The 24,457-nt window shown below is 40.5% G+C and carries 22 protein-coding genes and 1 pseudogene; 10 read left to right on the top strand and 13 right to left on the bottom strand.

The features are described 5' to 3' along the window. Positions 1-25 precede the first annotated feature (25 nt). The 3 genes from mrdA to V6C71_18590 form a co-directional block, all read right to left on the bottom strand. Positions 26-1,777 (bottom strand): penicillin-binding protein 2, encoded by a 1,752-nt coding sequence (mrdA, locus tag V6C71_18600; protein ID HEY9770471.1) that lies wholly within the window; start codon positions 1,775-1,777, stop codon positions 26-28. Positions 1,778-2,024: 247 nt separating this feature from the next. Further along, the gene (corA, locus tag V6C71_18595) at positions 2,025-3,176 is read right to left on the bottom strand and encodes a magnesium/cobalt transporter CorA (GenBank protein ID HEY9770470.1); all 1,152 of its coding nucleotides are present in this window, start codon (positions 3,174-3,176) and stop codon (positions 2,025-2,027) included. A gap of 488 nt (positions 3,177-3,664) precedes the next feature. After that, entirely contained in the window at positions 3,665-5,404 is a 1,740-nt protein-coding gene (locus tag V6C71_18590) for an NFACT family protein (protein ID HEY9770469.1), read from the bottom strand. 224 nt (positions 5,405-5,628) lie between these two features. Here V6C71_18590 and V6C71_18585 point away from each other — a divergent pair, with 224 nt between their 5' ends. The 3 genes from V6C71_18585 to clpP all read left to right on the top strand — a co-directional run bounded on the left by V6C71_18585 (position 5,629) and on the right by clpP (position 7,158). Further along, positions 5,629-5,889, top strand: a complete 261-nt coding sequence (locus V6C71_18585; GenBank protein HEY9770468.1) for a DUF370 domain-containing protein — start codon at positions 5,629-5,631, stop codon at positions 5,887-5,889. 19 nt (positions 5,890-5,908) lie between these two features. After that, a complete protein-coding gene (gene gmk / locus V6C71_18580) occupies positions 5,909-6,472 on the top strand; it encodes a guanylate kinase (protein HEY9770467.1) in 564 nt (187 codons plus the stop codon). A gap of 74 nt (positions 6,473-6,546) precedes the next feature. Then, positions 6,547-7,158, top strand: a complete 612-nt coding sequence (gene clpP / locus V6C71_18575; GenBank protein HEY9770466.1) for an ATP-dependent Clp endopeptidase proteolytic subunit ClpP — start codon at positions 6,547-6,549, stop codon at positions 7,156-7,158. Between the two features lie 145 nt (positions 7,159-7,303). Here clpP and V6C71_18570 read toward each other — a convergent pair. Together V6C71_18570 and V6C71_18565 are read right to left on the bottom strand one after the other, a co-directional pair. Next, a pseudogene (locus tag V6C71_18570) lies at positions 7,304-7,801 on the bottom strand (LysR family substrate-binding domain-containing protein). Between the two features lie 15 nt (positions 7,802-7,816). Then, entirely contained in the window at positions 7,817-8,200 is a 384-nt protein-coding gene (locus V6C71_18565) for a LysR family transcriptional regulator (GenBank protein ID HEY9770465.1), read from the bottom strand. Between the two features lie 118 nt (positions 8,201-8,318). On the opposite strand from V6C71_18565, the gene V6C71_18560 reads away from it, so the two are divergent. From V6C71_18560 to V6C71_18550, 3 genes are all read left to right on the top strand, one after another. Beyond that, positions 8,319-8,684: an SDR family NAD(P)-dependent oxidoreductase gene (locus V6C71_18560; protein HEY9770464.1), complete on the top strand. Its 366-nt coding sequence runs from the start codon at positions 8,319-8,321 to the stop codon at positions 8,682-8,684. Next, positions 8,647-9,165 carry an SDR family NAD(P)-dependent oxidoreductase gene (locus V6C71_18555; protein HEY9770463.1) on the top strand — a complete coding sequence of 173 codons (519 nt, stop codon included), beginning with the start codon at positions 8,647-8,649 and terminating at the stop codon, positions 9,163-9,165. The genes V6C71_18560 and V6C71_18555 overlap by 38 nt, the downstream gene beginning before the upstream one ends. Before the next feature lie 219 nt (positions 9,166-9,384). After that, positions 9,385-10,404 carry a zinc-binding alcohol dehydrogenase family protein gene (locus tag V6C71_18550; GenBank protein ID HEY9770462.1) on the top strand — a complete coding sequence of 340 codons (1,020 nt, stop codon included), beginning with the start codon at positions 9,385-9,387 and terminating at the stop codon, positions 10,402-10,404. 1 nt (position 10,405) lies between these two features. On the opposite strand, the gene V6C71_18545 is transcribed toward V6C71_18550, so the two are convergent. The 4 genes from V6C71_18545 to V6C71_18530 all read right to left on the bottom strand — a co-directional run bounded on the left by V6C71_18545 (position 10,406) and on the right by V6C71_18530 (position 15,555). Beyond that, positions 10,406-12,664: a fused MFS/spermidine synthase gene (locus V6C71_18545; protein ID HEY9770461.1), complete on the bottom strand. Its 2,259-nt coding sequence runs from the start codon at positions 12,662-12,664 to the stop codon at positions 10,406-10,408. Between the two features lie 569 nt (positions 12,665-13,233). Next, a complete protein-coding gene (locus tag V6C71_18540) occupies positions 13,234-13,641 on the bottom strand; it encodes a TerB family tellurite resistance protein (protein HEY9770460.1) in 408 nt (135 codons plus the stop codon). Between the two features lie 25 nt (positions 13,642-13,666). Further along, positions 13,667-15,022 (bottom strand): 16S rRNA (cytosine(967)-C(5))-methyltransferase, encoded by a 1,356-nt coding sequence (locus V6C71_18535; GenBank protein HEY9770459.1) that lies wholly within the window; start codon positions 15,020-15,022, stop codon positions 13,667-13,669. Positions 15,023-15,213: 191 nt separating this feature from the next. Beyond that, complete coding sequence (locus V6C71_18530; GenBank protein HEY9770458.1) at positions 15,214-15,555, bottom strand: hypothetical protein; 342 nt, start codon at positions 15,553-15,555, stop codon at positions 15,214-15,216. Between the two features lie 235 nt (positions 15,556-15,790). On the opposite strand from V6C71_18530, the gene V6C71_18525 reads away from it, so the two are divergent. Next, positions 15,791-16,726 carry a cation diffusion facilitator family transporter gene (locus V6C71_18525; protein HEY9770457.1) on the top strand — a complete coding sequence of 312 codons (936 nt, stop codon included), beginning with the start codon at positions 15,791-15,793 and terminating at the stop codon, positions 16,724-16,726. Positions 16,727-16,848: 122 nt separating this feature from the next. Here the strand turns inward: V6C71_18525 and V6C71_18520 are convergent, their stop codons facing one another. Continuing rightward, complete coding sequence (locus V6C71_18520; protein HEY9770456.1) at positions 16,849-17,259, bottom strand: MAPEG family protein; 411 nt, start codon at positions 17,257-17,259, stop codon at positions 16,849-16,851. A 106-nt stretch (positions 17,260-17,365) separates the two neighbouring features. Between V6C71_18520 and V6C71_18515 the strand changes: the two genes are divergently transcribed. Continuing rightward, positions 17,366-18,349 carry an aldo/keto reductase gene (locus V6C71_18515; protein ID HEY9770455.1) on the top strand — a complete coding sequence of 328 codons (984 nt, stop codon included), beginning with the start codon at positions 17,366-17,368 and terminating at the stop codon, positions 18,347-18,349. Between the two features lie 44 nt (positions 18,350-18,393). Here V6C71_18515 and hemF read toward each other — a convergent pair whose 3' ends face one another. Both hemF and sufR read right to left on the bottom strand, forming a co-directional pair. Next, on the bottom strand, positions 18,394-19,449 hold the full coding sequence (hemF, locus tag V6C71_18510; protein ID HEY9770454.1) for an oxygen-dependent coproporphyrinogen oxidase: 1,056 nt from the start codon (positions 19,447-19,449) through the stop codon (positions 18,394-18,396). A gap of 276 nt (positions 19,450-19,725) precedes the next feature. Next, positions 19,726-20,370 carry an iron-sulfur cluster biosynthesis transcriptional regulator SufR gene (gene sufR, locus V6C71_18505; protein ID HEY9770453.1) on the bottom strand — a complete coding sequence of 215 codons (645 nt, stop codon included), beginning with the start codon at positions 20,368-20,370 and terminating at the stop codon, positions 19,726-19,728. A gap of 244 nt (positions 20,371-20,614) precedes the next feature. Between sufR and sufB the strand changes: the two genes are divergently transcribed. Beyond that, a complete protein-coding gene (sufB, locus tag V6C71_18500; GenBank protein HEY9770452.1) occupies positions 20,615-22,054 on the top strand; it encodes a Fe-S cluster assembly protein SufB in 1,440 nt (479 codons plus the stop codon). A gap of 82 nt (positions 22,055-22,136) precedes the next feature. On the opposite strand, the gene V6C71_18495 is transcribed toward sufB, so the two are convergent. After that, on the bottom strand, positions 22,137-23,096 hold the full coding sequence (locus V6C71_18495) for an aldo/keto reductase (GenBank protein HEY9770451.1): 960 nt from the start codon (positions 23,094-23,096) through the stop codon (positions 22,137-22,139). A 327-nt stretch (positions 23,097-23,423) separates the two neighbouring features. Here V6C71_18495 and V6C71_18490 point away from each other — a divergent pair, with 327 nt between their 5' ends. Then, positions 23,424-24,368 carry an aldo/keto reductase gene (locus V6C71_18490; protein ID HEY9770450.1) on the top strand — a complete coding sequence of 315 codons (945 nt, stop codon included), beginning with the start codon at positions 23,424-23,426 and terminating at the stop codon, positions 24,366-24,368. Positions 24,369-24,457: the final 89 nt, after the last annotated feature.

Below are 24,457 nucleotides of genomic sequence, written 5' to 3'. Positions count from 1 at the left end.
CTTAAAGGGCATGGCTTGAAAACCGTTAGTTTTTGGTAATTTTATCTGGTTTAAAATAAGTTTCCATTATCTGTCTAACCAACGGTGCAGCAACCGATCCACCTCCACCTCCAGAATGTTCGGCAAATGCCACCACAACTATTTCTGGTTTATCGAAGGGAGCATAGGCGCCAAACCAAGTATGAGATTCACCTGGAGGGGCTTCTGCTGTACCACTTTTGCCTGCCCCTGGGGGAGTATTGGGAGAGTTTAGCTTTGTTCCTGTACCGCCATCAACTACTGCTCTCAATCCCTGTTGAATTGTAGACAATGTTGTGGGTTTAAGATTTAAGCTGGTTTTGCTTGATTTTGACTGATTGTCTGTGTGTAGTAAATGAGGCTGTACTCGATAGCCATCATTAGCGATCGCGCTAAACATTACCGCAATTTGTAAAGGCGTTGCGCTGGTGAATCCCTGACCGATAGACATATTTACCGTATCTCCTACTGTCCACCCCCAGTCTTCAAAGTTGAGCCGTTTCCAAGCATCATCGGCAATTAACCCCCCTGTTTCTCCTGTTAATTCGATCCCCGTTGGTTCACCAAAGCCATACAGTCTGGCCGTTTTAATTAACTCTTCTCCACCGACTCCCTGCCCAACTTGACCAAAAAAAGTATTACTGCTCCAAGCCATAGCAGATACATAGCCCAAAGAACCAAAACCGCTTTTATTCCATTCTCCAAATCTCGTTCCCCCAACAGATAAATAGGGATACGTACCCAAAACTGTATTAGGAGGATACTTACCTGATTCTAATCCTGCCGTGGCGGTAACGATCTTAAAGGTAGAAGCGGGAGGAAAAGCTCGTAAAGCCAGATTTAAGAAAGGATTTCCTTGCGACTGTAATTCTTGCCAGACTTGAGGAGTAATGTTAGAAGAGAAAATATTGGGATCGAAACTAGGATAGCTAGCCATAGCTAATACTTCGCCATTATGAGGATTTAAGGCGACAATTGCTCCTCTATTTGTTCCTAATGCAGTTTCGGCAGCCCGTTGAAGGTCTGCATCAATAGTTAGAGTTAAATCTTTACCCGTTTTGGCATGGGTTTGACCCAAAAAGTTAATTATCCGTCCAGATCCATCTACACCAAGCTTTAACCCGCCCCATTCTCCCCGCAGTTGTGCTTCATAAGCAGACTCTACTCCCATTTTGCCCATGATATCTCCCAAGCGATAACCATCAGGCTTTTTCTGCTCTAATTCCTCTTGGTCTAATTCTCCTGTGTAGCCCAAAATATGAGAGGCTAATTTAGCTTGAGGATAATATCGTACTTGACCAATATCTATTTCGACCCATTTTAACTGTGATTTATATTCTTCTAATACCGTGATTTGTTCTGGAGTCAAGTTACGAGCAATCGGAATTAAACTGGGGTAATTGTATCCTGCTTCCTCTACCTTCTTTTGCAGCTCTTTGGGTTTGAGCTCCAGTATTTGCGCGATGCGATCGCGGTTTATGCGCCAATTTTTCTCTTTTTGTGCCTTAGGCCATAAATAAGCCGAATAAGACTGGCGATTAGTTGCTAGTATTTTGCCGTTGCGATCCAAGATAAGACCTCTAACGGGTGGTTTGGGAACGATACGAATCCGATTATTTTCAGCTTTTTTCTGATTAATTACTCCCTGCTGCAACTGTAAATAACTTAAACGCCAACCAATTCCCCCAAAGAGAATTAGACTGATGACTATGACCATGGGAATTGCCTGGAGTTGATTGCCAACAGTGCGATTAGTCACATCTCGAAATTGATTTTTTAAGCTATAACTCATATAGGGCAATCAGTAAGCGGGGACTAGAGATTAAGAAACGTAAACTCTCAAAGCAGAAAAATTGGTACTTGATTTTATCTGCCTACCTATATTTTCAGTATTCCCCATTTTAACGAGAACTACATCACTACTGAAGCACATTTGCCAACGTGCGGGTGTGGCTTTGATAACCAATAACCCACTAAAGTAACGATCGCTGTTTTGAGCGACTTATCTATTTAATAGTGTTAGAGAAGTTGTTAAACCAACCTCGTCGCCAGAAGAAATACACCAGACCAGCAGCTGTCGTTAGCATTAATCCCCAACACAAAGGATAGCCCCAATACCAGCCTAACTCGGGCATATTCCAGGGAGAAATATCGGTATTAAAGTTCATCCCATAAATCCCAGCAATGAAGGTTAAAGGGATAAAAATACTAGAAATTACCGTCAGTAATTTCATTACTTCGTTCATTTTATTACTAATAGCAGAAAGATAAATATCGGTGAGACTAGAAGCTAATTCGCGATAGGTTTCGATAATGTCAATGATTTGCACTGTATGGTCATAACAATCCCTCAAAAAAACTAAACTCTCTGGATTGATTACGCCACTACCGTCTCTGATTAAAGTATTGAGAGCGTTTCTTTGGGGCCAAATTGCCCTTCGTAAAGCCAGCAATTCTCTTTTAATTTGATATACATTAGCTAAACTCTGATTGCTAGGATTAAATATTACTTCGTCTTCTAGATCTTCAATCTTTTCTCCATAAATTTCTAGAACCGGAAAAAAGCCATCAATAATTGCATCCCAGAGAGCATAAGCTAAATAGTCAGCACCCATTTCTCTAATTCCTCCCTTGTTAAATTTGATCCGTCGGCGTACTGGTCGCAAACAATCTTTTTCAGGATATTCCTGTACCGTTAACACATAGTTTTTGCCTACAACTAAACTTACCTGTTCTAACCAAAAGCCTTCTCCCGATGGTTTGGGCACAACCATTTGAGTGATTATTACTAGCTGTTGTGGATAATCTTCTATTTTGGGTCGTTGGGGAACATTGACTATATCTTCTAATACCAAGGGATGTAAACCAAAAACCGTTCCTAGTCTCTGTAAAATATTTTCGCTACCTAACCCTTTCACATCGACCCAGGATACTGAATCGGTTTCCATATATTTGGCGCAGGCTTCTGGGTTTAAGTTACTAATATGATTGGCGCGATCGCTATTATAATCAATTAACACAATTTGAGGTAATTCGGCATCGTCTTCAATATTAAGCGTTCCTGGAATGCTTCCTGGCTGTTCGTAGGAATAGTCAAATAGATCTTCTTCTTGTGTTAATACGGTTTCATTCAAATCTAGTTGCTTTTCATAACTCATGAGACAATGCCAGTTTTAAAGTACTCAGTTAATTATGACCCAAAAAAAAATACCAGCGAGGCGATCGCTGGTTAAGTTAAATGTTGTTGTTTAAGTCTGGAAAAATCTTTTGTTGCGCGTTCCCCAACGAGACAACTCTAAACTTCTTTGACTCAATAAGAATTGTAACAGAAGATACGATAATTTTGTAAAAAAATAATAAATGTATCGTCTATTACACTAATTCTACGCTAAGAAAGCGTAATGTCATGTGATCTCAGTCTTCAAGTTGAGATTTTTACCTCAAGCTCAATTACAACAATACAATCTAATAGCTTACTTCCAGCTTTAAGTTGACTTGTTTGAAGATATTTGAGTTAGCTATTAAAAGTATTTAACATCGACTATATCGTAATTACTGTATCAAATGTTCCGCGATCGACCTTTGCCAAAATTAAACTTGGTTAATTAAAGCAAGATAATCATTCCCAAAGTCTTTTGAGCCAAAACTATTGCTGCACGACTTGTGCCATCTGTGGTCTGCCCCAAATTACAGTTTCCTGTTTGTAGATTACCATTCCTGGTTTTGCACCTTTGGGTTTATAAACGTGTTTTGGTTTGGTGTAAATTACTGGCACTTGTTCGCTTTCGCGTGCTTGACTGTAGTAGGCTGCCAGATCTGCCGTAAACTGAAGATCGTGTTCACTAGGTACTGTGCCTGGAGACAGACGTAGCAATACATGACTGCCAGGAATTTCTTGAGTGTGAAACCAAAGATCGTACTCCACCGCAGTCCGAAAAGTCAGGATATCGTTTTGACGATTGTTACGACCTACCCATATTTCAGCTCCTGATGGTGCAGTATAGCGATAGGGTTGAGAATCTCGATCTACTTTACTACTTTCTCCCTGACGTTCGACTGCCATATATTCTTGCTGAATTAATTCTTCCTTGATCTCTTCTAAAGCCTGTAAATTTTCGTTGCTACCTGCTTGGTTTCCACTCTGTAGCTGATTGAGAGCTGTCTGTACCTGAGTTAAATAGTTTATTTCGGCATCTACTTCTTTGAGCAGAGGTACTACCGCGCTTTGGGCACGTTTAAGCTTTTGACTTTGTTTATAAATGGTCTGGGCATTTTGGGCGGCATTTTTTTCAGGATTCAGCTTGATTTTGACTCGTTTGCCTGTTTCAAAGTCGTTAAGAGTAATCGACTTCATACCTGCCTGCCATTTGTGGAGATGCGCCATTAACAAATCTCCCTGATGACGATAGCTTTCGGCATCGGCAGACTGTTCTAAACGTTGGCGGAAAGTATTTGCTTTGACGTTTAGTTTTTTAAGCAGATTAGACAGCTTCTGGCTTAACTGATGATGTAGCTGTTGAAACTGTTGTCGATTGACCTCGTTAGTATAGTAGCAATTGAGTAAAGTTTGTACCTGTTTTACCGATTCGGTTTTGTTCCAGCCCAAAACTGTATAGCCATCTACCAGCCAGCCTGGGTCAAATTGCTTTTGTTCTAAGACAATCAACCATTTCTGCCAATAGCTAAATAATTCTTGCCACTGTTCGGGTTGCAAGGTATTTGTCTGTTGTTGAGGAGATAAACCAGCTGCGAGCGCGATTTCTTCGGCGACTCTCGGACTCAAGCCCCGATAGGATCTCAGTAGCTGGCGTTTAAGTTGACCAGGCACTAAACTAACCCTTTCTTGCCATCTTGCCAAGGATTCTTCTAGCTTGGGTGTAGTACCAGTAAGGGCGGGTGGAACTTCGTAACGTTGTCCAGTTTGGATCGGGCGGACGCTAGATTGGGCAGCACTTATCTGACGGGCAGGGGTAATAATTTGCCCCTCGGCATCGGTAAGAATCACGTTGCTATATTTACCCATAATTTCTACATATAAATGCCATAAAGCAGGTTCTCCAGGGCGTTGGGCAAACTGGAGGTCTATTGCTCTTTCCCAGGGCGCGATCGCGTTTACATTGGTTAAAGCTAACCCATTAAGCTGATGACGCAGCTGATCGCTAAAGGTAAAAGTATCCTTAATGCGGGGTGGGGGATCGCCAATATTAATTCGGGCTGCTTCGGGATGCCAACAGATAGTCAGCCAAGGCTTGGCCTTGAGAGTTCGTAACCCTAATGAAATAGTAAAGCGATCGCGTTGATATACTTGCTCTAAACGAGAGGGAACCCAGTCTCGATTTAGTTCTTCACAGCTTGCCATTAGGGTTGTGTAATCAACTGGTTGCATAATTGTAAAAAACTTTAAAAACTTAACTATTAATTAAATTATTGTGATTTTGGCGACAGAAGTGTTTATATTGCAGCAAAAGCTAAAATTTCCTTAAATAACGTCATTCACATTTATTTTTGCTTGTAAATCAAGTTTTTTAACTATAGTATTAAAACTATATTTTCTAATTTTTTAAACTTGGCGATCGGTTACCGAAAAAAAGTCGTAAATGAATAATAATTATGGATATTCAATTAATAAATATCGGTTTTGGTAATATTGTTTCAGCCAATCGTATTATTGCTATTGTTAGCCCAGAATCCGCACCAATCAAAAGAATTATTACTGAAGCCAGGGAAAAAAGTCTACTAATTGATGCAACTTATGGTCGTCGTACTCGTGCCGTAATTATTACCGATTCTTCTCATGTAGTACTCTCAGCAATACAGCCCGAGACTGTAGCTCATCGCTTTGTGGTCAATAAAGACAGTAAAGAATCTTAGCTAAATCAGCTTATCATCAATGTCAGCCGAACAGCCAGGTAAACTTATCGTTATTACAGGACCTAGCGGGGTAGGAAAAGGAACGCTGGTTAAATTGCTGCTGCAACGCTATCCCCAGCTGCGCGTATCAATTTCTGCTACTACCAGACCACCTCGCCCAGGAGAAACAGATGGCAAAGAATATTATTTTCTCAATAAAAAAGATTTTGAGACAGCTATTCTCAATCAGGAACTTTTAGAATGGGCAGAATATGCAGGTGATTACTATGGTACGCCGAAGAATCAGGTAATCCAACAGCTAGAATTGGGTAATTGTGTTCTATTGGAAATAGAGTTAGCTGGAGCTAGGGCGATCGCTAATATCTTTCCCGCTGCCAAACGGATCTTTATTTTACCTCCTTCGATCAAAGAATTGGAGCAAAGAATTAGAACTAGAGGCACAAACTCAGAAGAATCAATTGCTAAAAGACTAGAAATTGCCAAACAAGAAATTGCTGCTAGCGATGAATTTGAGTTTAAGATTGTTAATGATGACCTAGAAAAAGCGATCGCCCGTTTAGAAAGTATTATCTTTTGTGTTTAATTAGTAATTTCCACCCCATCCTTGAGCCTAGAAAATAGCTACAATCAAAGACAACATTTACCAAAGATAGCTGCATGATTCCTACCGTTATAGAAAGTTCAGGTCGCGGCGATCGCGCCTTTGATATTTATTCTCGTTTACTCAGAGAAAGAATTGTCTTTTTAGGGCAACAAGTTACTGATGAAATCGCCAACCTAGTTGTTGCCCAGCTGCTGTTTTTGGAAGCAGAAGATCCAGAAAAGGATATTTATCTTTACATCAACTCTCCTGGTGGTTCAGTATCGGCAGGGATGGGGATGTTTGACACCATGAATCAGATTCGCCCTGATGTTTGCACCATCTGTATTGGTTTGGCTGCCAGCATGGGTGCTTTTTTGCTTAGCGCAGGACAAAAAGGTAAGCGGATGAGTTTACCTAATTCTCGAATTATGATTCACCAGCCTTTGGGTGGCGCACAGGGACAGGCAACCGATATTGAGATTCAGGCAAAAGAGATTTTATATCTCAAGCAGAAATTGAACGGACATCTAGCAGATCATACGGGACAGCCTTTGTCTAAGATTGAAGAAGACACTGAAAGAGACTTCTTTATGTCTGCTGAAGAATCCAAAGATTATGGTCTAATCGATCAGGTAATTTCGCGTCGTCCTTCGGCTACTAATCCTCCCGAACCTGTTGAGGCGTAAGCAGGTAAGAGTTTGAGATTGCTAACCATGAATATGTAAACTCAATAAAAGCGATCGCTGTGATTATTTAAGCGATCGCTTTTTTTATCGAGTTCGTAACCACAAAATGGCGGGGAACGGTTGATATGTACAGCGAGATTGTCGATTAATCCAAGTTTCCAACATTTTCTTGTTTAACTATTTCTACAAAAGACTGTAAAATAAAATTGGTAGTATCAGGACTCCAAACAACAGCCGTTTCTAGTTTTGGAGTCGGTTCGATTAAATTGTGAAAAACTACTCCAGGTCGCCCCAAAGTTCGCGCCGAACTGTGAATTAAACTAATCCCAATTTCTGCTGCTACTAAACCTAAAATGGTTTGCTGGGGAATAGCTTCTTGTACTACGTTAGGACTAAAGCCAGCTTGCTGACATAGATTGATAATTTGGTCGTATAGTACCGAACCAATGTAACGAGGAAAGAGAATAAATGACTCGTTGGCTAATTGTTGGAGAGAAACGGGTTTGGATACATTCGCCAGAGGATGATTGTCGGGCAAAGCTACGACTAATTGCTCTCGATAAATAGTCTCTAGAATTAACCCGTCATCATTAATAGGAGGATGCAACAAGCCAAGATCGATTTGCCCATTGTTGAGTGCTTTAACCTGTTCTGGGGTTTACATTCGTTTTAAAGTTAAATCTACTTGAGGATAACGCTGTTTAAATTGACGCACCGCAGTAGGAAGCACGATATTTAATGCCGAACCAGTAAAGCCTACTGTTATTCGTCCAATTTTGCCTTGAGATACCTGTTTGACTAACTCCATGGCGTAATTTGCTTGCTGAAGTATTTTTCTAGTTTCTACCAAAAAAATTTCACCAACTTCAGTTAAACGAACCGTTCGCTTAGTTCGGTAAAAAAGCTCTGCTCCTAGTTCTTCTTCGAGATCTTTAATTTGTCGGCTTAGAGGTTGTTGAGTAATACAGAGTCTTTTGGCAGCCCGACCAAAATGAAGTTCTTCAGCAACTGCAACAAAGTAACGCAGATGGCGTAATTCCATTTGAACCTATTAAGTGTTAATTAGTAGCAAAAAATGTGTTGGACATTTATATAGCTTGAATTCTACATTGACATTAATGAACTGGGTTAACAATTTCTACTAGAGTTAAAAGAGGAACATGGATTTCAAAGGTAAAACAGCCATCATCACTGGTGCAGGTAGAGGGTTGGGGTTAGCTTACGCTCAAACCCTAGCTGACAGGAGTGCTAATGTCGTAATCAGCGATCTGGGTACGGATCGTGCGGGTGCAGGGATTGACAACTCAGTGGCATCCAATGCTGCGCGCGAGTTGCAGGAACATGGTAAAAACGTCATCGCCCATTGCGGCGATCTGTCTAAAGAATCGACTTGTCGCGAGCTGGTAGAACTGACGATAAATTCTTTCGGCAGCCTGGATATCCTCATCCATAATGCTGGCTGGGTAGGCTATCAAGCTATTGAGATAAATAGAGGTCGATTTTATACATCGTGCCATCGACGTTAATATCCTCGCGACAATTTGGATATGTAAGCACGCCTGGAACTATCTAAAACAATCATCGGCACCACGAATAGTTTTGACCACTTCAGATCGTGCTATGTATCAGCAATACGCTCAATCTGGATTGACAGCCTATGCTGCTGGCAAGATGGCTCAGGTTGGCATCATGAATGCACTAAGCATGGAAGGCTTTAAACACAAGATTCTTGTCAATGCGGTATCCCCTGTAGCTAAAACTCGAATGTGGGGAGAAACAGGTACACCAGCCAATCTCAAGCCCGAATGGGTCACTCCTGGAGTTATTTACCTAGCTAGTGACGCTTGCCAAGATACTGGATTTATTCTGCGTGCCAGCAACGGACAGTTTACCGCAACGCGTTTTGAAGAGAACTTAGGGGTCGATTACCCGATAGATCTGTCGCGAATTAAAGCTAACAGCGCAAAAGAAATTGCCGAATTGTGGGAATCCATTAAGGAGTGTTAATATGCCTGCTCAGGAAAAGCTGCGTAAGTTTGCCAGTATCCGTGCCGATCTTAAGGAGGTGATTCTTCGGCTTAGTTTGACTGTACGCCAAGCGTTCTAGAAGTAGTTCATCATTATAATATCTATGGAGAGCGATGCTAGAAGCTACACTAACTATTCATTTATGGATACGAGTTTGTAGAAATTAATCGCAGCAAGTTAGCTTTTGAAGAGAAAACCATGAAAGCAGTCGGCTTAACTCAATACTTACCGATTGAAAACGAAAACAGCTTACAGGATATTGAAATTGACAAGCCTGTAGCCAGAGGACACGATCTGCTGGTACAAGTCAAAGCAATTTCAGTCAACCCTGTTGACACCAAGCTTCGGAGTCCCAAAGACAAAATTGAAGAGCAACCCCGTATCCTGGGTTGGGATGCAGCAGGCGTGGTAGTGGAAATAGGGGAAAAGGTAACAGGCTTTAAGCTTGGAGATAAAGTGTATTACGCAGGTGATATTACTCGTCCTGGCAGCAATAGTGAATTTCAGTTGGTGGACGAACGAATTGTCGCTCATAAACCGCAGAATCTAGAATTTGCTACAGCAGCAGCTTTACCACTTACCAGTATTACCGCTTGGGAAGCTCTCTTTGAACGATTAAACATTAGTAAAAATGGCGCAGATGCAGGTAAATCAATTTTAATTATTAATGGTGCGGGGGGTGTAGGGTCTATTGCCATTCAGCTAGCCAAAAAATTAGCCAAGCTTCAGGTTATTGCTACTGCTTCTCGTCCTGAAACGATCGCCTGGTGTCAGAAACTAGGTGCAGATATAATTGTCAATCATCGTCATCATCTGGCTGAAGAAATTGCCAAGGTGAATTATCAAACTGTCGATTACATTCTGTGCTTGAACGATACCGATGGACACTGGCAGGCGATCGCTGAGGCAATTAAACCACAAGGAACGATCTGTACGGTCGTGGAAAATAAACAACCACTGTCAATGGATACTCTAAAAAACAAGAGTGCTGGTTTCGTCTGGGAATTCATGTTTACTCGTTCGATGTATCAGACCGAAGATATGGCCCAACAGGGTAAATTACTCAACGAAGTTAGCCAACTGATTGAAAATGGAACGCTGATCACAACCTGTAACGACATAGTTAAACCGATTAAGGCGCAAAATCTGCGCCATGTTCATCAACGTATTGAACAGGGAAGTGCAATTGGCAAGATTGTCTTAGCCGATTGGAATTAGATTAACGATTTAAATAATATTCTCCACGAGGAAACAGATCGGTATTAAAAGGTTGAGTTAGATTGTCTTTTTGACGCTTAAAGCTCTTGACATAAGCCTGTCTGACATCGCGACGTACGTTTACGGGGTTAATTCCTGCCTGTTCTAAAAAACTAATTACCTTAGGTTGTTTCAATCGTTGCAGCAGCAGCTTTTTATCAAAAAGTACAGGATCGTCGCTGCCAATTAAAATCCATAAGTTACCTGCCATGCCGACTTTAGTAACGTAAGGAAAGACGCTCTGCATGGTTTGTTGCGCCCCCGAACCGACATCCCACTGCACAAAAAAGCCTCCTGGCTTGAGGTGAGACTGCACTTGTTGAAAAAACTCCTGAGAGTACAGCATTCCTGCACGCGATCGCCAGGGTTGAATTGCATCCGCTTCGATAATGTCAAATTTCTCGTTACTAACGGTTAATTCTCTACGTCCATCTCCAACTATAATTTCGTAACGGGGGTCTTGAAATAGATACTGAAGTGGCTTACCAGCGGGTTTTTGAGCATATTGTCGCAATACGGGTAGTTCTGCTCCCAATAGCTCAATAATCTTTATTTTTTTGGTTATAGGGTTCACGCCGATAGTGTGAGGAGTACCTCCAGAACCCAAGCCAATAATCATTACCTTTTCCGGATTTGGATGCAATAAAGCAGGAACGCTACCTAACAGCCCATGGATATGCAAATAGGGAAAGTTTGCCTGTACTTGACCACTGGCAAGTAATTTGCCTTGACCATTAGTTTCAGCGATCGCCGCTACGCTGGTAGAATCTTCGGCAACCTGAAAATAAGCCTGAGGATCGACGGCATGGAGTGCAGCCCAAAGACGATTATTATTAGGAAAAATGGCGATCGCTATGGCTGAGATAATAATTAGCGTAATAGTTAGTCGGTTTTTAATTAATTTAGGGCGCATAGCCAGTAAGAACCCTAATCCGAGGGCAACTAACAGCCTAATAGAACCAGCCGTACCGAGTAAATCGATTAAGATCAAGCCAGTTAATAAACTACCCAGGGTATTGCCTAAAATATTAGCCAGATAGATCGAGCCGACTCGTTTGCCGATTTGCCCGTAATCCTGCTGCACGGCTTTTTGGACTAAGGGAAAATAAAAACCCATGAGCAAGCTGGGTAGGATAGCGATCGCTCCAGGGATGATTAAATACTTAAATAGCACTTCGGCGTTAATGTCGTTAAGGTTGACAAATCCCTGATCCGAGCGTAAACCGGGATGAGCCTGCCAATAAAGTCCAATACCCCAAATGGCGATCGCTGAATAAAGCGCAATAATGCCCTGAATAATGAGAAATACTTTTTTAGGACGACGAATATAATTAATTGCTTTTGCCCCGATCATGCTGCCCACCGCACTACTAATTAACACAAAAGCTAGTAAATGAGCATAGGTATAAGCATTTGACTGTAGAGCAATGTCTAATACTCTAAACCAAATAATTTCCCAGGAAATTGCCGTAAAACCTGCTAAAAAAACTAATATATACCAGGATTTAAGCGATCGAGTATCATCTTGGTTTGGCTTTAAGTTGATATTTGATTTATCCTCAGACAAACTACGGTTAGGAAAACGAGAAGCTAAAACTAACGCTGATACACCAACAGTAAGGCTAAAGATCGCGCCCAAGTAAACTGTCTTGCTGTAGCCTAAAGTACCGACAATATACCACCCTGAAACTAAAGTCCCCAAACCCGAACCAAGAGTATTGAATCCATACAACCAGCCAATTAGGGATGCAGCACCCTCCGCACTACGGTTGATTGCCTTAGATAACATGGGTAAAGATATACCCATTAAAACTGTAGGAATCAAGAGACTGATAAAAACAATTCCTAAAGTTACTAGCAAAGACTGAGCTAGATATTGCAGCCTGAGAAACAGCAGATCGTAGAAAATAAAACGACTGGCTAAGGCAAAGCTAGCAATACCAAGGTTACAGCAGCCATATACCATGACACACTGGCGATTAGACAAGCGATCGCTAATCGAGCCGCCTAATAAATTTCCTAAGCCCAATCCCAGCAGATAGGAAGCGACAATAATCGTTACCGAACGAATATCAGAACCTGAAAACAAGCCTAACATTCTTTGCCAGGCTACCTGATACAGCAGGGCGCTAAAGCCAGAAACAAAATATAGAGCCAATAAAAAGGGTGTTGCCTGAAAACTTTTGGCAGAAACAGTATTAGAAGTTTTGGCTCTCAACATAGCTTAGCTGTAACAAGATCTAGAATTTATCTGAAAAATAAAGCCCCATTCTGCCTGTTTACATCAAAATAAAGTAAGTATCTCAGGATAGATTTATGAACTTAGATTCAAATCCTACCGCCAAATTCTCCCGAATAAAGCATGAGTAAATAACATCAAACTCTTAAACTTAAATTAGTATGGTTGAGATTAATTACTAATTACTCTGAGCTATAGAATTAGCTATAAAAATTTTTATGATTGAACTGTTAAACTATCATATAATTTTTGTAGTAAAAAAAAAGCAAATATACTATAAATTACTTTAAACTTAATAAATAAGAAACATTTTTAACTCTTAATACCGAGTGGCATTCAAATTTATAATTTCACTTTGCGCGTTTTTCTTGGCACGAGGTAATCTTGTCTATTTAAAAGCAACTTAATATAAACAGCGATCGCCTTAATTAACTATGATTTTAATTAAGATATTTTTGTATAGAAAGCATTCAAATAATGTGTTATTTGGTTAATAAATCACATTACTGAAAACTAAGAGCTAAAAGCTAAAAAATTCCAATTAGCATTAATCAAACTTGTTGTTCAATTGCTGCTTTATAGATTTTTTGAATTTTGCGTAGCATCCTATCTAAAACAGAATTACGACAATCTGGATTATTAGGATCGCAACTTTGAATAGTCTCAATTAACTTCGCTTCCCTAACATCGACATAACCATCGCTATAAATTAGACCACTAATTTTCTCTAGCAATTCTTGATAATCAGCCACAGAGGGATGTTCACCAAAATATTCTTCCAGCCATCGATAACACTCAACAGCTTGAATTGGTCTTAATTCTGATAGTAATGGTTTAATTTCAGGATCGTTAGCTAGCTGAAAATCTCGCGCTACTCGACGTAAATAAGCTCTTTCTTCTGGTTGAATAACGCCATCAATCCAAGCAGCAGCAATGATAAGCTTAAGAATTTGTTTCATCTTGTTAATTTTATTGCTCCACATCTCACCAATCTCGTACTAATCCCACCATAAAGAATCCGTCCATATTATGTCGGTGGGGATAAACTTTAATCCAGCCTTCGTTTGTTAACCAGTTTTTAGCAATCGCATCGGGAGGAAATTGAATACTCCAATTAGTGTTATTTGCCAAAAATGATTGTATTACTTTTTCATTTTCTAAAACATTAAGAGTGCAAGTTGCGTAAACTAAAATACCTTTTGGCTTTACCCAAGTAGCTGCTTGTTCTAATAGTTCCTTTTGCAGGGTAAAAAGTTCCCGAATCCCTTGAGATGTTTGTCGCCAACGAAGGTCGGGGCGTTTATGAAGTGTACCCAAGCCCGAACAAGGTGCATCTAAGAGTACGCGATCAGCAATATTAACAAATTGCTCGCAGTTTCGACTATCTCCTACTTCAATTTTAATTGATTTTAACTGTAATCGTGCAGCATTTTCCCTAACTTTTTCTAAGCGTTTAGCAGCGCGATCGCAAGCAATAATTTGCCCCTCATCTCCCATTAATTCGGCAATATGGGTTGTTTTGCCTCCTGGGGCAGCACAGGCATCAATAATCGTCTCTCCAGGCTGAGGATCTAATAAATGTGTGACTAGCTGCGCGCTACTATCTTGAATTACCCACCATCCGTCTTTATATCCAGGTAAATCAGTAACTGCACCCGCGTTTTCTAGTCGTAATCCTTGAGGTAGGTTAGGTATTTGCTCAACGTCAACACCAACAGCTTTAAACGCAGCTTCTACTTCAGTTAGGTTAGTTTTTAAAATATTAACTCGTAAATCAATTTTGGGCGATCGATTAAACCAAGCAAGTAGCCGATCTACCTCTTCCAGTGGTAATTGCTCTAACCAAGTTTCCACAATCCAATCAGGGAAACTATGTTTTACACCCAATCTAATTATCGGATCTTCTGGTAGTTGCAGAGGCTCGCCAGATTCAGCTTGACGAATATATCCTCGTAACAAGCCGTTAACTACTCCAGCGAGTTTAGCAATGCCATTAGCTTTAGCCAATTCCACACTAGTATTAACCGCGGCTGAAGCAGGAATACGATCTAAATAGCGCAGCTGATATAAACCAAGATGCAGAATAATTCTTAAATCTGGGGGTTGTTGTACTGCTTTTTTCTTGCCTAGTAGATCGATCAACGCATCTAATGTACGTTGACGACGCACAATTCCATAAACCAACTCACAAGCAAAACTGCGATCTGTTTGGCTGATCTCAGCAGATTTACCCATAGACTTAATGACGCGATTGAGCGCAACATCAGTATAGGCTTTCTTTTGATATACATTTTTTAGGGCCAAGAAAGCTAAAGATCGCGAGTTGGGAGTAAATGCCATGCTGAAGAGAAATCAAACAATTACCCTATTTATTGTAGTACTAGTAGGATTTGCCAAACATAAAATCAAGAGTAAGACATCGTTGTCTTAAAGATAGAATTTACATTATTTGACTATTAATATTGTCTTGATTTATGTAATGTCAGCGATCGCGCGATCCAACTCCAACTATTAAAGCGATCGCGCTTCAATTATCCTTCGAGAAATACATTCAAGTCTTCAATTAACTGAGTAAGTTCAGCTTCACTAGTCAAACGAATGCGATCGTCTCGCAGAGTTATCAAAATTTTAGCCGCAAAAGGACTGGGATAAATATTAGGGTTACAGAAGATTTCTAAAAACACATCACCTGTATAACGATATTCCATTGATTCTTGTCTAGCTGGACGACTAGCAGCACTCGAGGTAGCACCTGCAATTGCTTTGAGGCTTTGCATTAGTGTAGATATTTCCGCCTGTAGCTGTTTTGCTGCATCAATAGAGAAGTTGAAGCTAACTGCTCCTTGAACTAAATTAAGGGTTAACTGAGCCATAGTAAAAATTTAATTTAATTTAATATCTTAGATTTAATGCAAATATCTTTTGATAAATCTGTAATTCTAATTTATCAGACTGGCGAAATTTAATCGTTTATCTGTCAGAAATTATCTCAATAAGTTACATCTTTTCCAGAGCTAAACATTGCTATAAGCATTACCAAATAGAGACTATAGCTATTTTTAAGACTATGATTATAAAGCAACCATCCAAAAAAGTTTCAATTGTTATATGGTGCAAGATAACCGTTCGCAAGTGCGTCGAGTTCTTTGGCTAACTCTGTTTCTAAATTTGTTTGTTATGGCGCTCAAGTTTACCTTGGGTATAGCTACTGGTTCTTTGAGCCTACAGGCAGATGCACTACATAGCGTCACCGATAGCGTTAACAATGTTTTGGGTTTAGTTACTAACCGTATTTCCTCTCCTCAACCCGATCGCGAACATCCTTATGGACATCAAAAGTTTGAGGCGGTAGGAGCATTGGGTATTGCTGCATTCTTGGGTATTGCTTGCTTTGAGATTTTACGTGGCGCAGTAGAAAAGATCTTTTTAAACACGGAAAAGGTAGAAATTTCCATCTCTTCGACTGAGTTGTGGCTTTTGCTGCTAGTTTTGGGCGTAAACATTTTTGTGGCTTTTTACGAGCGTAACATCGGCAGAAAAATTAATAGTCCAATCTTGATCGCTGATGCTAAACATACCATGAGCGATATTTGGGTAACAATTATTGTGATCGCTAGCTTAGTAGGAGTTTGGCAAGCTGAAAACCTAAGCATTCCTCAACTGCAATGGCTGGATGTAATTTTGGCTTTTCCTGTAGCGTTATTAGTGTTTCGCAGTGGTTGGGAAGTAATTAGTGAAAATTTACCTTGGCTGGTTGATGAAATGGCGATCGCCCCAGAAGCTATCTACGATGTTGTCATTCAAGTTCCAGGCGTAATCAACTGTCATGATATTGCCTCACGAGGAATGTTGGGTAGACAGGTATTTATCGAAATGCACTTGATTGTAGATACAGATGACTTGGCGATCGCTCATCAAATTACCGAACAAATCGAAGAACTTTTAGAAAAGCATTTCGGCACGGTGCGAGTACTAATTCACGTTGAACCCCCAGAGTACCAAGAAGATGATATTAGTTTTGGCAGTACTGAGGCGATGAGGTAAGGAGTCAGATCATTGAACATTTAACATCTATCATTTATCAACAACTTGTTCGCGAGTTTAATGTTTAATGTTTGGTCAAGAGTACTTTATCAATCGGATTTAGTGTTAAATCTTGCTAATTGCTAATTCATCACCCGCAAGATACTCAGAGCAAATAGAGTCCAACCAGACAAAGAACCGAGCGCAAACATCAGCGATCGCCCTAAAGCAATATTTGAAATATAGAATACAGAATAGAGCAATCGGGCTACAATAAAGGCGATCGCGGCAATTTTTGCCCAGTCTGATTCTACTCCAGTAACGTAAGCCATCAGCGCAGCCAAACCATAAATGGTCAAAGCTTCAAAACTATTCTGATGCGCCCAAGTAGCTCTTTGAGCATAAGCAGGAAGTTTGTCAAACATAGCACGAGGTGCTGATTGATTGTAACCAACCTGTAATCGTCCCCAAGCTACCACTAAAAAAGGGGCATAAGTTAAAATAACCGCTCCAACTATGGAGTAAAGCAAAATTAAGCTAACGGATAAGTTCATATATGTTTGATGTTGTAAATTAGCTTTGTTTATATTAACTTGCCAGAGTTCTTAGCTTTTTTTTCTGTGTAGAATTAACTTGAAAACAGATTAAGGTATTAGAACTATGGAGCGACGTTCAGTACTCAAATGGCTAGGAGGTTTTACGGCTGGAATCTTGCTTTCTACTCAAGCCGAGGCTCAAGATAAGACTCCCACAGATCGCTTAGGTAAATTATTGCCTCTTAGAACTTTGGGGCGAACGGGTGAAGCGGTAACGATGCTAGGCGTAGGGGGAGCGCACGTTGGAGGGATGAGCAGCGAACGGGATGCTCAAGAAACTATTGAAATTGCCCTTGAAGGTGGAGTTAGGTTTTTCGATACTGCTGAGTCGTATCAGTCTGGTGGTAGTGAAACTCGTTACGGTAAATTGCTCACGCCTCAATATCGAGATGTTATTTACTTAATGACTAAAAGCACCGCTAGCAATGCGGATGATGCTCGTCTTCACCTAGAAGGATCTCTACGTAGGTTGAATACTGATTATCTGGACTTATGGCAGGTACATTCGGTAAATGATCCTCAAGATGTTGATGGACGCGTTGCTAATGGAGTGTTTGAAGTAATGGCAGAAGCCAAAGAATCAGGCAAGGTTCGGCATCTTGGCTTTACTGGTCATTATCAACCCGATGCGCTATTACGAGTTATGGAATCTAATATTTTCGATACTTGTCAAATGCCCGTAAACCTTGCCGATCCTAACTATTCCAGCTTTATCAAACAGGTAATGCCGCAACTAATCGAACGCAATATAGGTGTATTAGCCATGAAGTCTTTAGCAAATGGCGGCTTTTTTGGTGGTTCTTCTCATGGACAAAGCGGAGATAATCCGAAGATTGTGCCGAACCGAGTTAGCATTGCTGAGGCAATTAATTTTACTTGGTCTTTACCCGTGAGTGTTTTAATTACAGGCGCAAACGATCCCGAACAGATGCAGGAAAAAGTCGATCTGGCTAATTCTTTTACTGTTATGGATGAATCTCAACGCCAAGCTTTGATCGATAAAGTTGCCGATCTCGCAGGAACTACAGTAGAGTTCTACAAAGCTTAGAAATAGAGATAAGGAAATAAACCTTCATCCTCATCCCTTATTTTTTATGCTTCCCAATTGACCCAATCTTGAGGCTTAAGAAATGTCTCGTATAGTTCTGCTTCAGGGGTGTTGGGTTCTGGTTGGTAATTATATTGCCAACGAACCAGAGGCGGTAAAGACATCAAAATAGATTCAGTACGTCCGTTGGTCTGCAAGCCAAAAATAGTACCGCGATCGTATACTAAGTTGAATTCTACATAGCGTCCGCGACGGTATAGCTGAAAGTTACGCTGTCTTTCGCCATATTCCATGTCTTTGCGTCTTTCAATAATTGGCAGATAAGCGGGTAAGAAGCTTTTACCACAGTCTTGAATAAAGCTAAAGATATCTGTCCAACTGCGATGTTCAATCTCTCCCAACTTGTTACTATATTCCGCTGCTGCTTTATCAGGATGAGGACCTTTATATAGTTCTCCTGTACCATCTTGATAGTCAAAAAATAATCCGCCAACTCCTCTAGTTTCCTGACGATGTTTAAGATAAAAATACTCATCGCACCAGTACTTAAACACAGAATGGTATTCAGGATGATGGCGATCGCAACTTTCTTTATAGGTTCGATGAAAATGGGCAGCATCTTCGGCAAAAGGATAGTAAGGAGTCAGATCTGCACCACCCCCAAACCACCAAACGGGGCCAGCCTCAAAGTAACGATAATTCAAATGAACCGTGGGAATATAAGGACTACGGGGATGCAATACCATTGATGTCCCCGTGGCATAAAAGCCATGTCCTTCTGCTTCGGGACGTTGCTTGAGGATTGAAGCAGGCAATTGACTCCCCCAAACTTCCGAAAAATTTACGCCACCCTGTTCTAAGATACCTCCGTCTAAGAGTACGCGCGATCGCCCGCCACCCCCTTCTTCTCTCTCCCAGCTATCTTCTTTAAATTTTCCTCCTCCATCAACCTGTTCTAAGCCAGCACAAATTTCATCCTGTAGCTGTTTCATAAACTGGCTTACTCTTTCTTTCGAGTCCGCAGGAGGTTTTGAAGGTGTATTCGATTCACCTGAACGCGAAGCTTGAGTATTAGCTGGATTAGTATTTATAACGGCCATATAAAAGATTAAAAATTAAATAAAAAAACTGCTTCACTCAGACTATCTCGATTAGGTATGATTGCACCACCACTAGGCAGAACTACCAATAATATCTTTACGAATTTGCAATGTTTCTTAATAAATATCCCAATCGTGTCATCTATTGATATCTATTGATTTTTAAATTTCTGGGATAATATTTTGGCGATCGCAAATAACAAATTATTTAAACTTTTTCAACTGTTTCAATTAAAAAATTTGGTAATAGATTAACTATTAATAATCGATTCTGGTTTATTTTGCTTTAATCGAGTATCCGCAGCGATGTTCGCCATCATTGATCCAGTGAGTCCGTTGCACCTCGCAGTCTGGCAATACCTCAGCGAACATTTCCAACTCATGACCGCAAATACTGGGATAAGACTCTGCGACTTCAGAAATCGCGCAATTATGTTCTACTAAGATAAATTGCTGCTTTTGTTTTGGGGATGCTTGATGCAACTCTGCCATATAGCCTTCTTCTTTTCTCAACTGAACCAGTTTGGCAATGCGTTGTTTGAGAGTCCCTGTTCCTAAGCGATCGCGATATTCGGCTGCTTTACGTTGCCACTGTTTTTCCAAGACTTTGCTTACCTGTTCTGCCCCTACGGTTTCGGCTAGGGTATCTAAAAAAGAAACGGCAAATTCACTATACTTCTGTGGACTAAGGCGATCGCGTCCCTTACTGCTCAACTGATACAAATGTTGCGGTCGTCCCATTCCCTGCTGTACCAATTGATATTCAATTAATCCTAATGCTTCTAGTTCATTTAAATGGCGACGAATTGCCTGAGTACTAAGGTTTAGGTCTTGAGCTAACTTTTGTGCAGCTGCCTCACCATGCCTCAATAAAGATTGCAGGATATTCTGTTTAGTAGACGGTAAACCAGTGGTCGTCATCGTCTTAAAAGCTATATGTTGAAATTAACAAAAGAGCAAAGGAAATTTTTTACTTAAACAACGTCTTTGTTGCTAATGTAACTTACAATATACTTAAACAACAAATTTATTGTTAAACTCAAAATAAGATTTCCTCAAAATACTCTTAAACTAATTTTACCTAAGCATTGACTAGATTCTCTGGTTACTGCCGAACAAAATTGTAAGACATTTGCCAAAACATAATCTATATTAATTGCCTATTATGAGTGCCAACGTCAAAACTTTAGTCAATCAGCCTTACAAATATGGTTTTGTTACCGACATTGAGACTGAACAAATTCCTCGTGGCTTGAGCGAAGATGTCGTTCGCCTAATTTCAGCTAAGAAAAACGAGCCAGAATTTATGCTAGAGTTTCGTCTCAAAGCCTATCGTCAATGGCTCAAGATGAGCGAACCAGATTGGCCTCATGTACAATATCCGGCGATCGATTATCAGAACATCGTTTATTATTCCGCGCCCAAGAAAAAACTAGAAAAGAAAGGTAGTTTAGATGAAGTCGATCCAGCATTACTAGAGACTTTTGATAAGCTGGGTATTCCTTTATCCGAACAAAAAAGATTAAGTAACGTAGCAGTGGATGCTATTTTTGATAGCGTTTCGATCGGCACTACTTTTAAAGAGAAGTTAGCCGAAGATGGCGTAATTTTTTGCTCAATTTCCGAGGCTTTAGAAGAGTATCCCGAACTAGTGCGCAAGTACTTAGGCAGCGTTGTTCCAGTAGGCGATAATTACTTTGCGGCCTTAAATTCAGCTGTATTTAGCGATGGTTCATTTGTGTTTATTCCTAAAGGCGTAACCTGTCCTATGGAACTATCAACCTATTTTCGGATTAATGATGGTGATACAGGGCAGTTTGAGCGTACTTTAATTGTGGCTGAAGAGGGTGCATCCGTTAGCTATCTTGAAGGCTGTACTGCGCCAATGTTTGATACTAATCAGCTTCATGCTGCGGTAGTGGAATTAGTGGTGTTAGATGACGCTGAGATTAAATATTCCACTGTCCAAAACTGGTTTGCAGGGGATGAAAACGGTAAAGGCGGAATTTATAATTTTGTAACTAAGCGTGGTTTGTGTAAAGGAGTCAACTCCAAAATCTCTTGGACGCAGGTAGAAACAGGTTCGGCGATTACCTGGAAGTATCCTAGTTGTGTTTTAGTCGGTGATAATTCCATCGGTGAATTTTATTCAATCGCTTTAACTAACAATAAGCAGCAGGCTGACACAGGTACAAAAATGATCCATGTGGGTAAAAATACCCGCAGTACAATCATTTCTAAAGGTATCTCGGCGGGAAATTCTCAAGGTAGCTATCGCGGTTTGGTTAAAATTGGTAATAACGCTACTGGTGCGCGCAACTATTCTCAGTGCGATTCAATGTTAATTGGCGATAATGCCGAAGCGAATACTTTTCCTTATATCCAAGTAAGTAACAATACCGCCAAAGTCGAACACGAAGCTTCTACCGCCAAAATTGGCGAAGAACAGCTGTTTTACTTTGCTCAACGAGGTATTTCTGAAGAAGATGCGGTATCGATGCTGGTTAGTGGTTTTTGTAAGGATGTCCTCAATGAATTACCCATGGAGTTTGCCGCCGAAGCTGACAAGTTATTGAGCTTAAAATTAGAAGGAACAGTCGGTTAATTACTTGTCTGACTATAGACTCGATCTGGAGATGTGTTTTAACGATACATCTCCAGATTTTTATTGACTGTCAAGCTACAAGCTACCAATTCCACATTACGGGATTATCATCGAGAGGATCGGTTACTTGTCTACCAATGCGATCTATTTCTTGCAATTCATCAGGAGATAGATCGACGCTTGCTGCTTTGGCATTATCTTGGGCTTGAGCAGCAGTTCTCGCTCCAGCGATCGCCTGAGTTTGAGGTTGAGCAATTAACCACGCCAGAGACAGTTGAGCTAAAGTACAGCTATGCTTTTCGGCAATGGGTTTTAGCTGTTCTAAAGCGTGTTGAGCGCGTTCAAAGTTTTCTCCTTGAAATAGGACATTAGCACTACGATGATCGTCTTTAGCAAATTGATGACCTGGACTAAATTTACCTGTAAGTAATCCTTGAGCCATGGAAGAGTAAGCCAAAATAGAAATATTATGTTCCACGCAATAGGGTACTGCATCGGTTTCGATCTTGCGCCAGAACAATGAATAGGGGGGTTGTAGACTATCAATTTTGCCATATTGGGCAGCTTCCTCTAGCTGAGTACGATTAAAATTAGAAACTCCAATTGCTTTAATTTTGCCGTCCTCTTTTAATTTATTTAGGGCGTTCATTGTCTCTTCAATCGGGACAACTTCATTGTTAAATGAGCCAGAGGGCCAATGAATTTGATAGAGGTCGAGATAGTCAGTCTTGAGATTAGTCAAAGAGCGATCGCAAGCTTCGATTACCTGGTCGTATTTAAGATGATTAACAAATACTTTAGAAGCGTAGACTAATCGATCACGAAGATCGGCTACAGCTTTAGCGACAATTTGTTCTGAATGTCCTTCGCCGTATACCTCGGCCGTATCAATAGTGGTTATCCCTGCCTCCACAGCAGCTCGAATTGCCGCAACGCTCTCTTCGTCATCAATTCCTGCCCACATCCTTTTTCCCGCCTGCCATGTTCCCATTAAGATCGGGGTAATTTGAATTTCCGATGTTCCCAGCGAGCGCGTTTTCATAATTTATTTTTTCTCTTATCGACAGTTATTAAATATATTCTGAGCGATTTTTACTTCAGACCGTATCTATCTTTTTTTAACCGTAACGAAGGTCGAGCAAAAAGAGTACTTATAGTTGTTGGTAGCAGTCATAATTATTTTTATAGCTGCTCTTGATTTATTTAGCCTCACTATGTGTAGTAATTCCATAGGTGAACTTAATAAAATTAGCAATCACTCTGCCTGTGAAAAATATCTAACGCTTTAGATGGTTTGACCGCCAATTTATTTCAGGCATTATTTTAGATAAAGTAATGTTAAAGCCGTCTAAAAGTTATTATCAAACTCATGGAATCAACTAAACTATCACTTCTGCCTATTTCACTTCCATCTTTAGGTATTGGCACTTGGTCTTGGGGCGATCGCCTGTTTTGGGGTTATGGCTCAGATTATGGAGCAATGGAGGTTGAAAAAGCTTTTGAGGCTGCTATAGCTAACGGCGCAACTTTTTTTGATACTGCTGAAATTTACGGTTTAGGTGAATCTGAGCGGCTCATTGGACAATTTTTAAAGCAAACTACTCAACCAGTACAGATCGCAACCAAGTATTTTCCTTTGCCCTGGAAGTTGAACTCGCAGGCGGTGGCTGATGCTGTAACTGATAGTCTCAAACGGCTTCAGGTGGAACAAGTTGCTCTCTACCAAGTCCATATGCCTTTTAGCTTTTTTATGGGTCAACAGACTTTAATGAAGGCTTTGGCATCAGAGGTTAAGCGAGGTCGTATCCTAAGCGTCGGAGTCAGTAACTATTCTGCAACCCAGATGCAGCAGGCACACGATTTATTAGCACAATATGATGTCCCTTTGGCTGTAAATCAGGTTCATTATTCTTTGCTAAGCAGAAAAATTGAGCAAAACGGTATTTTAGAGCTTGCTCGTGAATTGGGAATTACGATTTTGGCATATAGTCCTTTAGATCAAGGGCTATTGACAGGAAAATACACTCCAGAGAATACGGAAATAGTCAAAGGAGCAAGAAAGCTCAACCCCAAATTTTCGGCTTCTGGTTTGAGCAAGATTGAACCAATAATTAGCCAATTAAAACAGCTTGCTGAAAAATATCAAAAAACTCCCGTTCAGGTAGCTCTCAACTGGCTCATAGTTCAAGAAAACGTAATTCCAATTCCTGGGGCTAAAAACGCTCGACAGGCAGCGGAAAATGCAGGAGCAATGGGCTGGAAACTTAGTACAAAAGATGCTGAACAACTTAGTTTATTAAGCTTGAATTACTAAAGATGCAAAGGTAAAAAAAGCTATTTGCTATTTCTTATTTCTAAAAGCTAATAGCGCAGGGCGCTACAAACCAATTGACAAATAACACA

This window comes from Coleofasciculaceae cyanobacterium (genome assembly GCA_036703275.1).
In the GTDB taxonomy this organism is placed as follows: domain Bacteria; phylum Cyanobacteriota; class Cyanobacteriia; order Cyanobacteriales; family Xenococcaceae; genus Waterburya.
The sequence above is the reverse complement of the archived record's forward strand: the minus strand, read 5'-3'. Positions and strand labels throughout refer to the sequence as shown.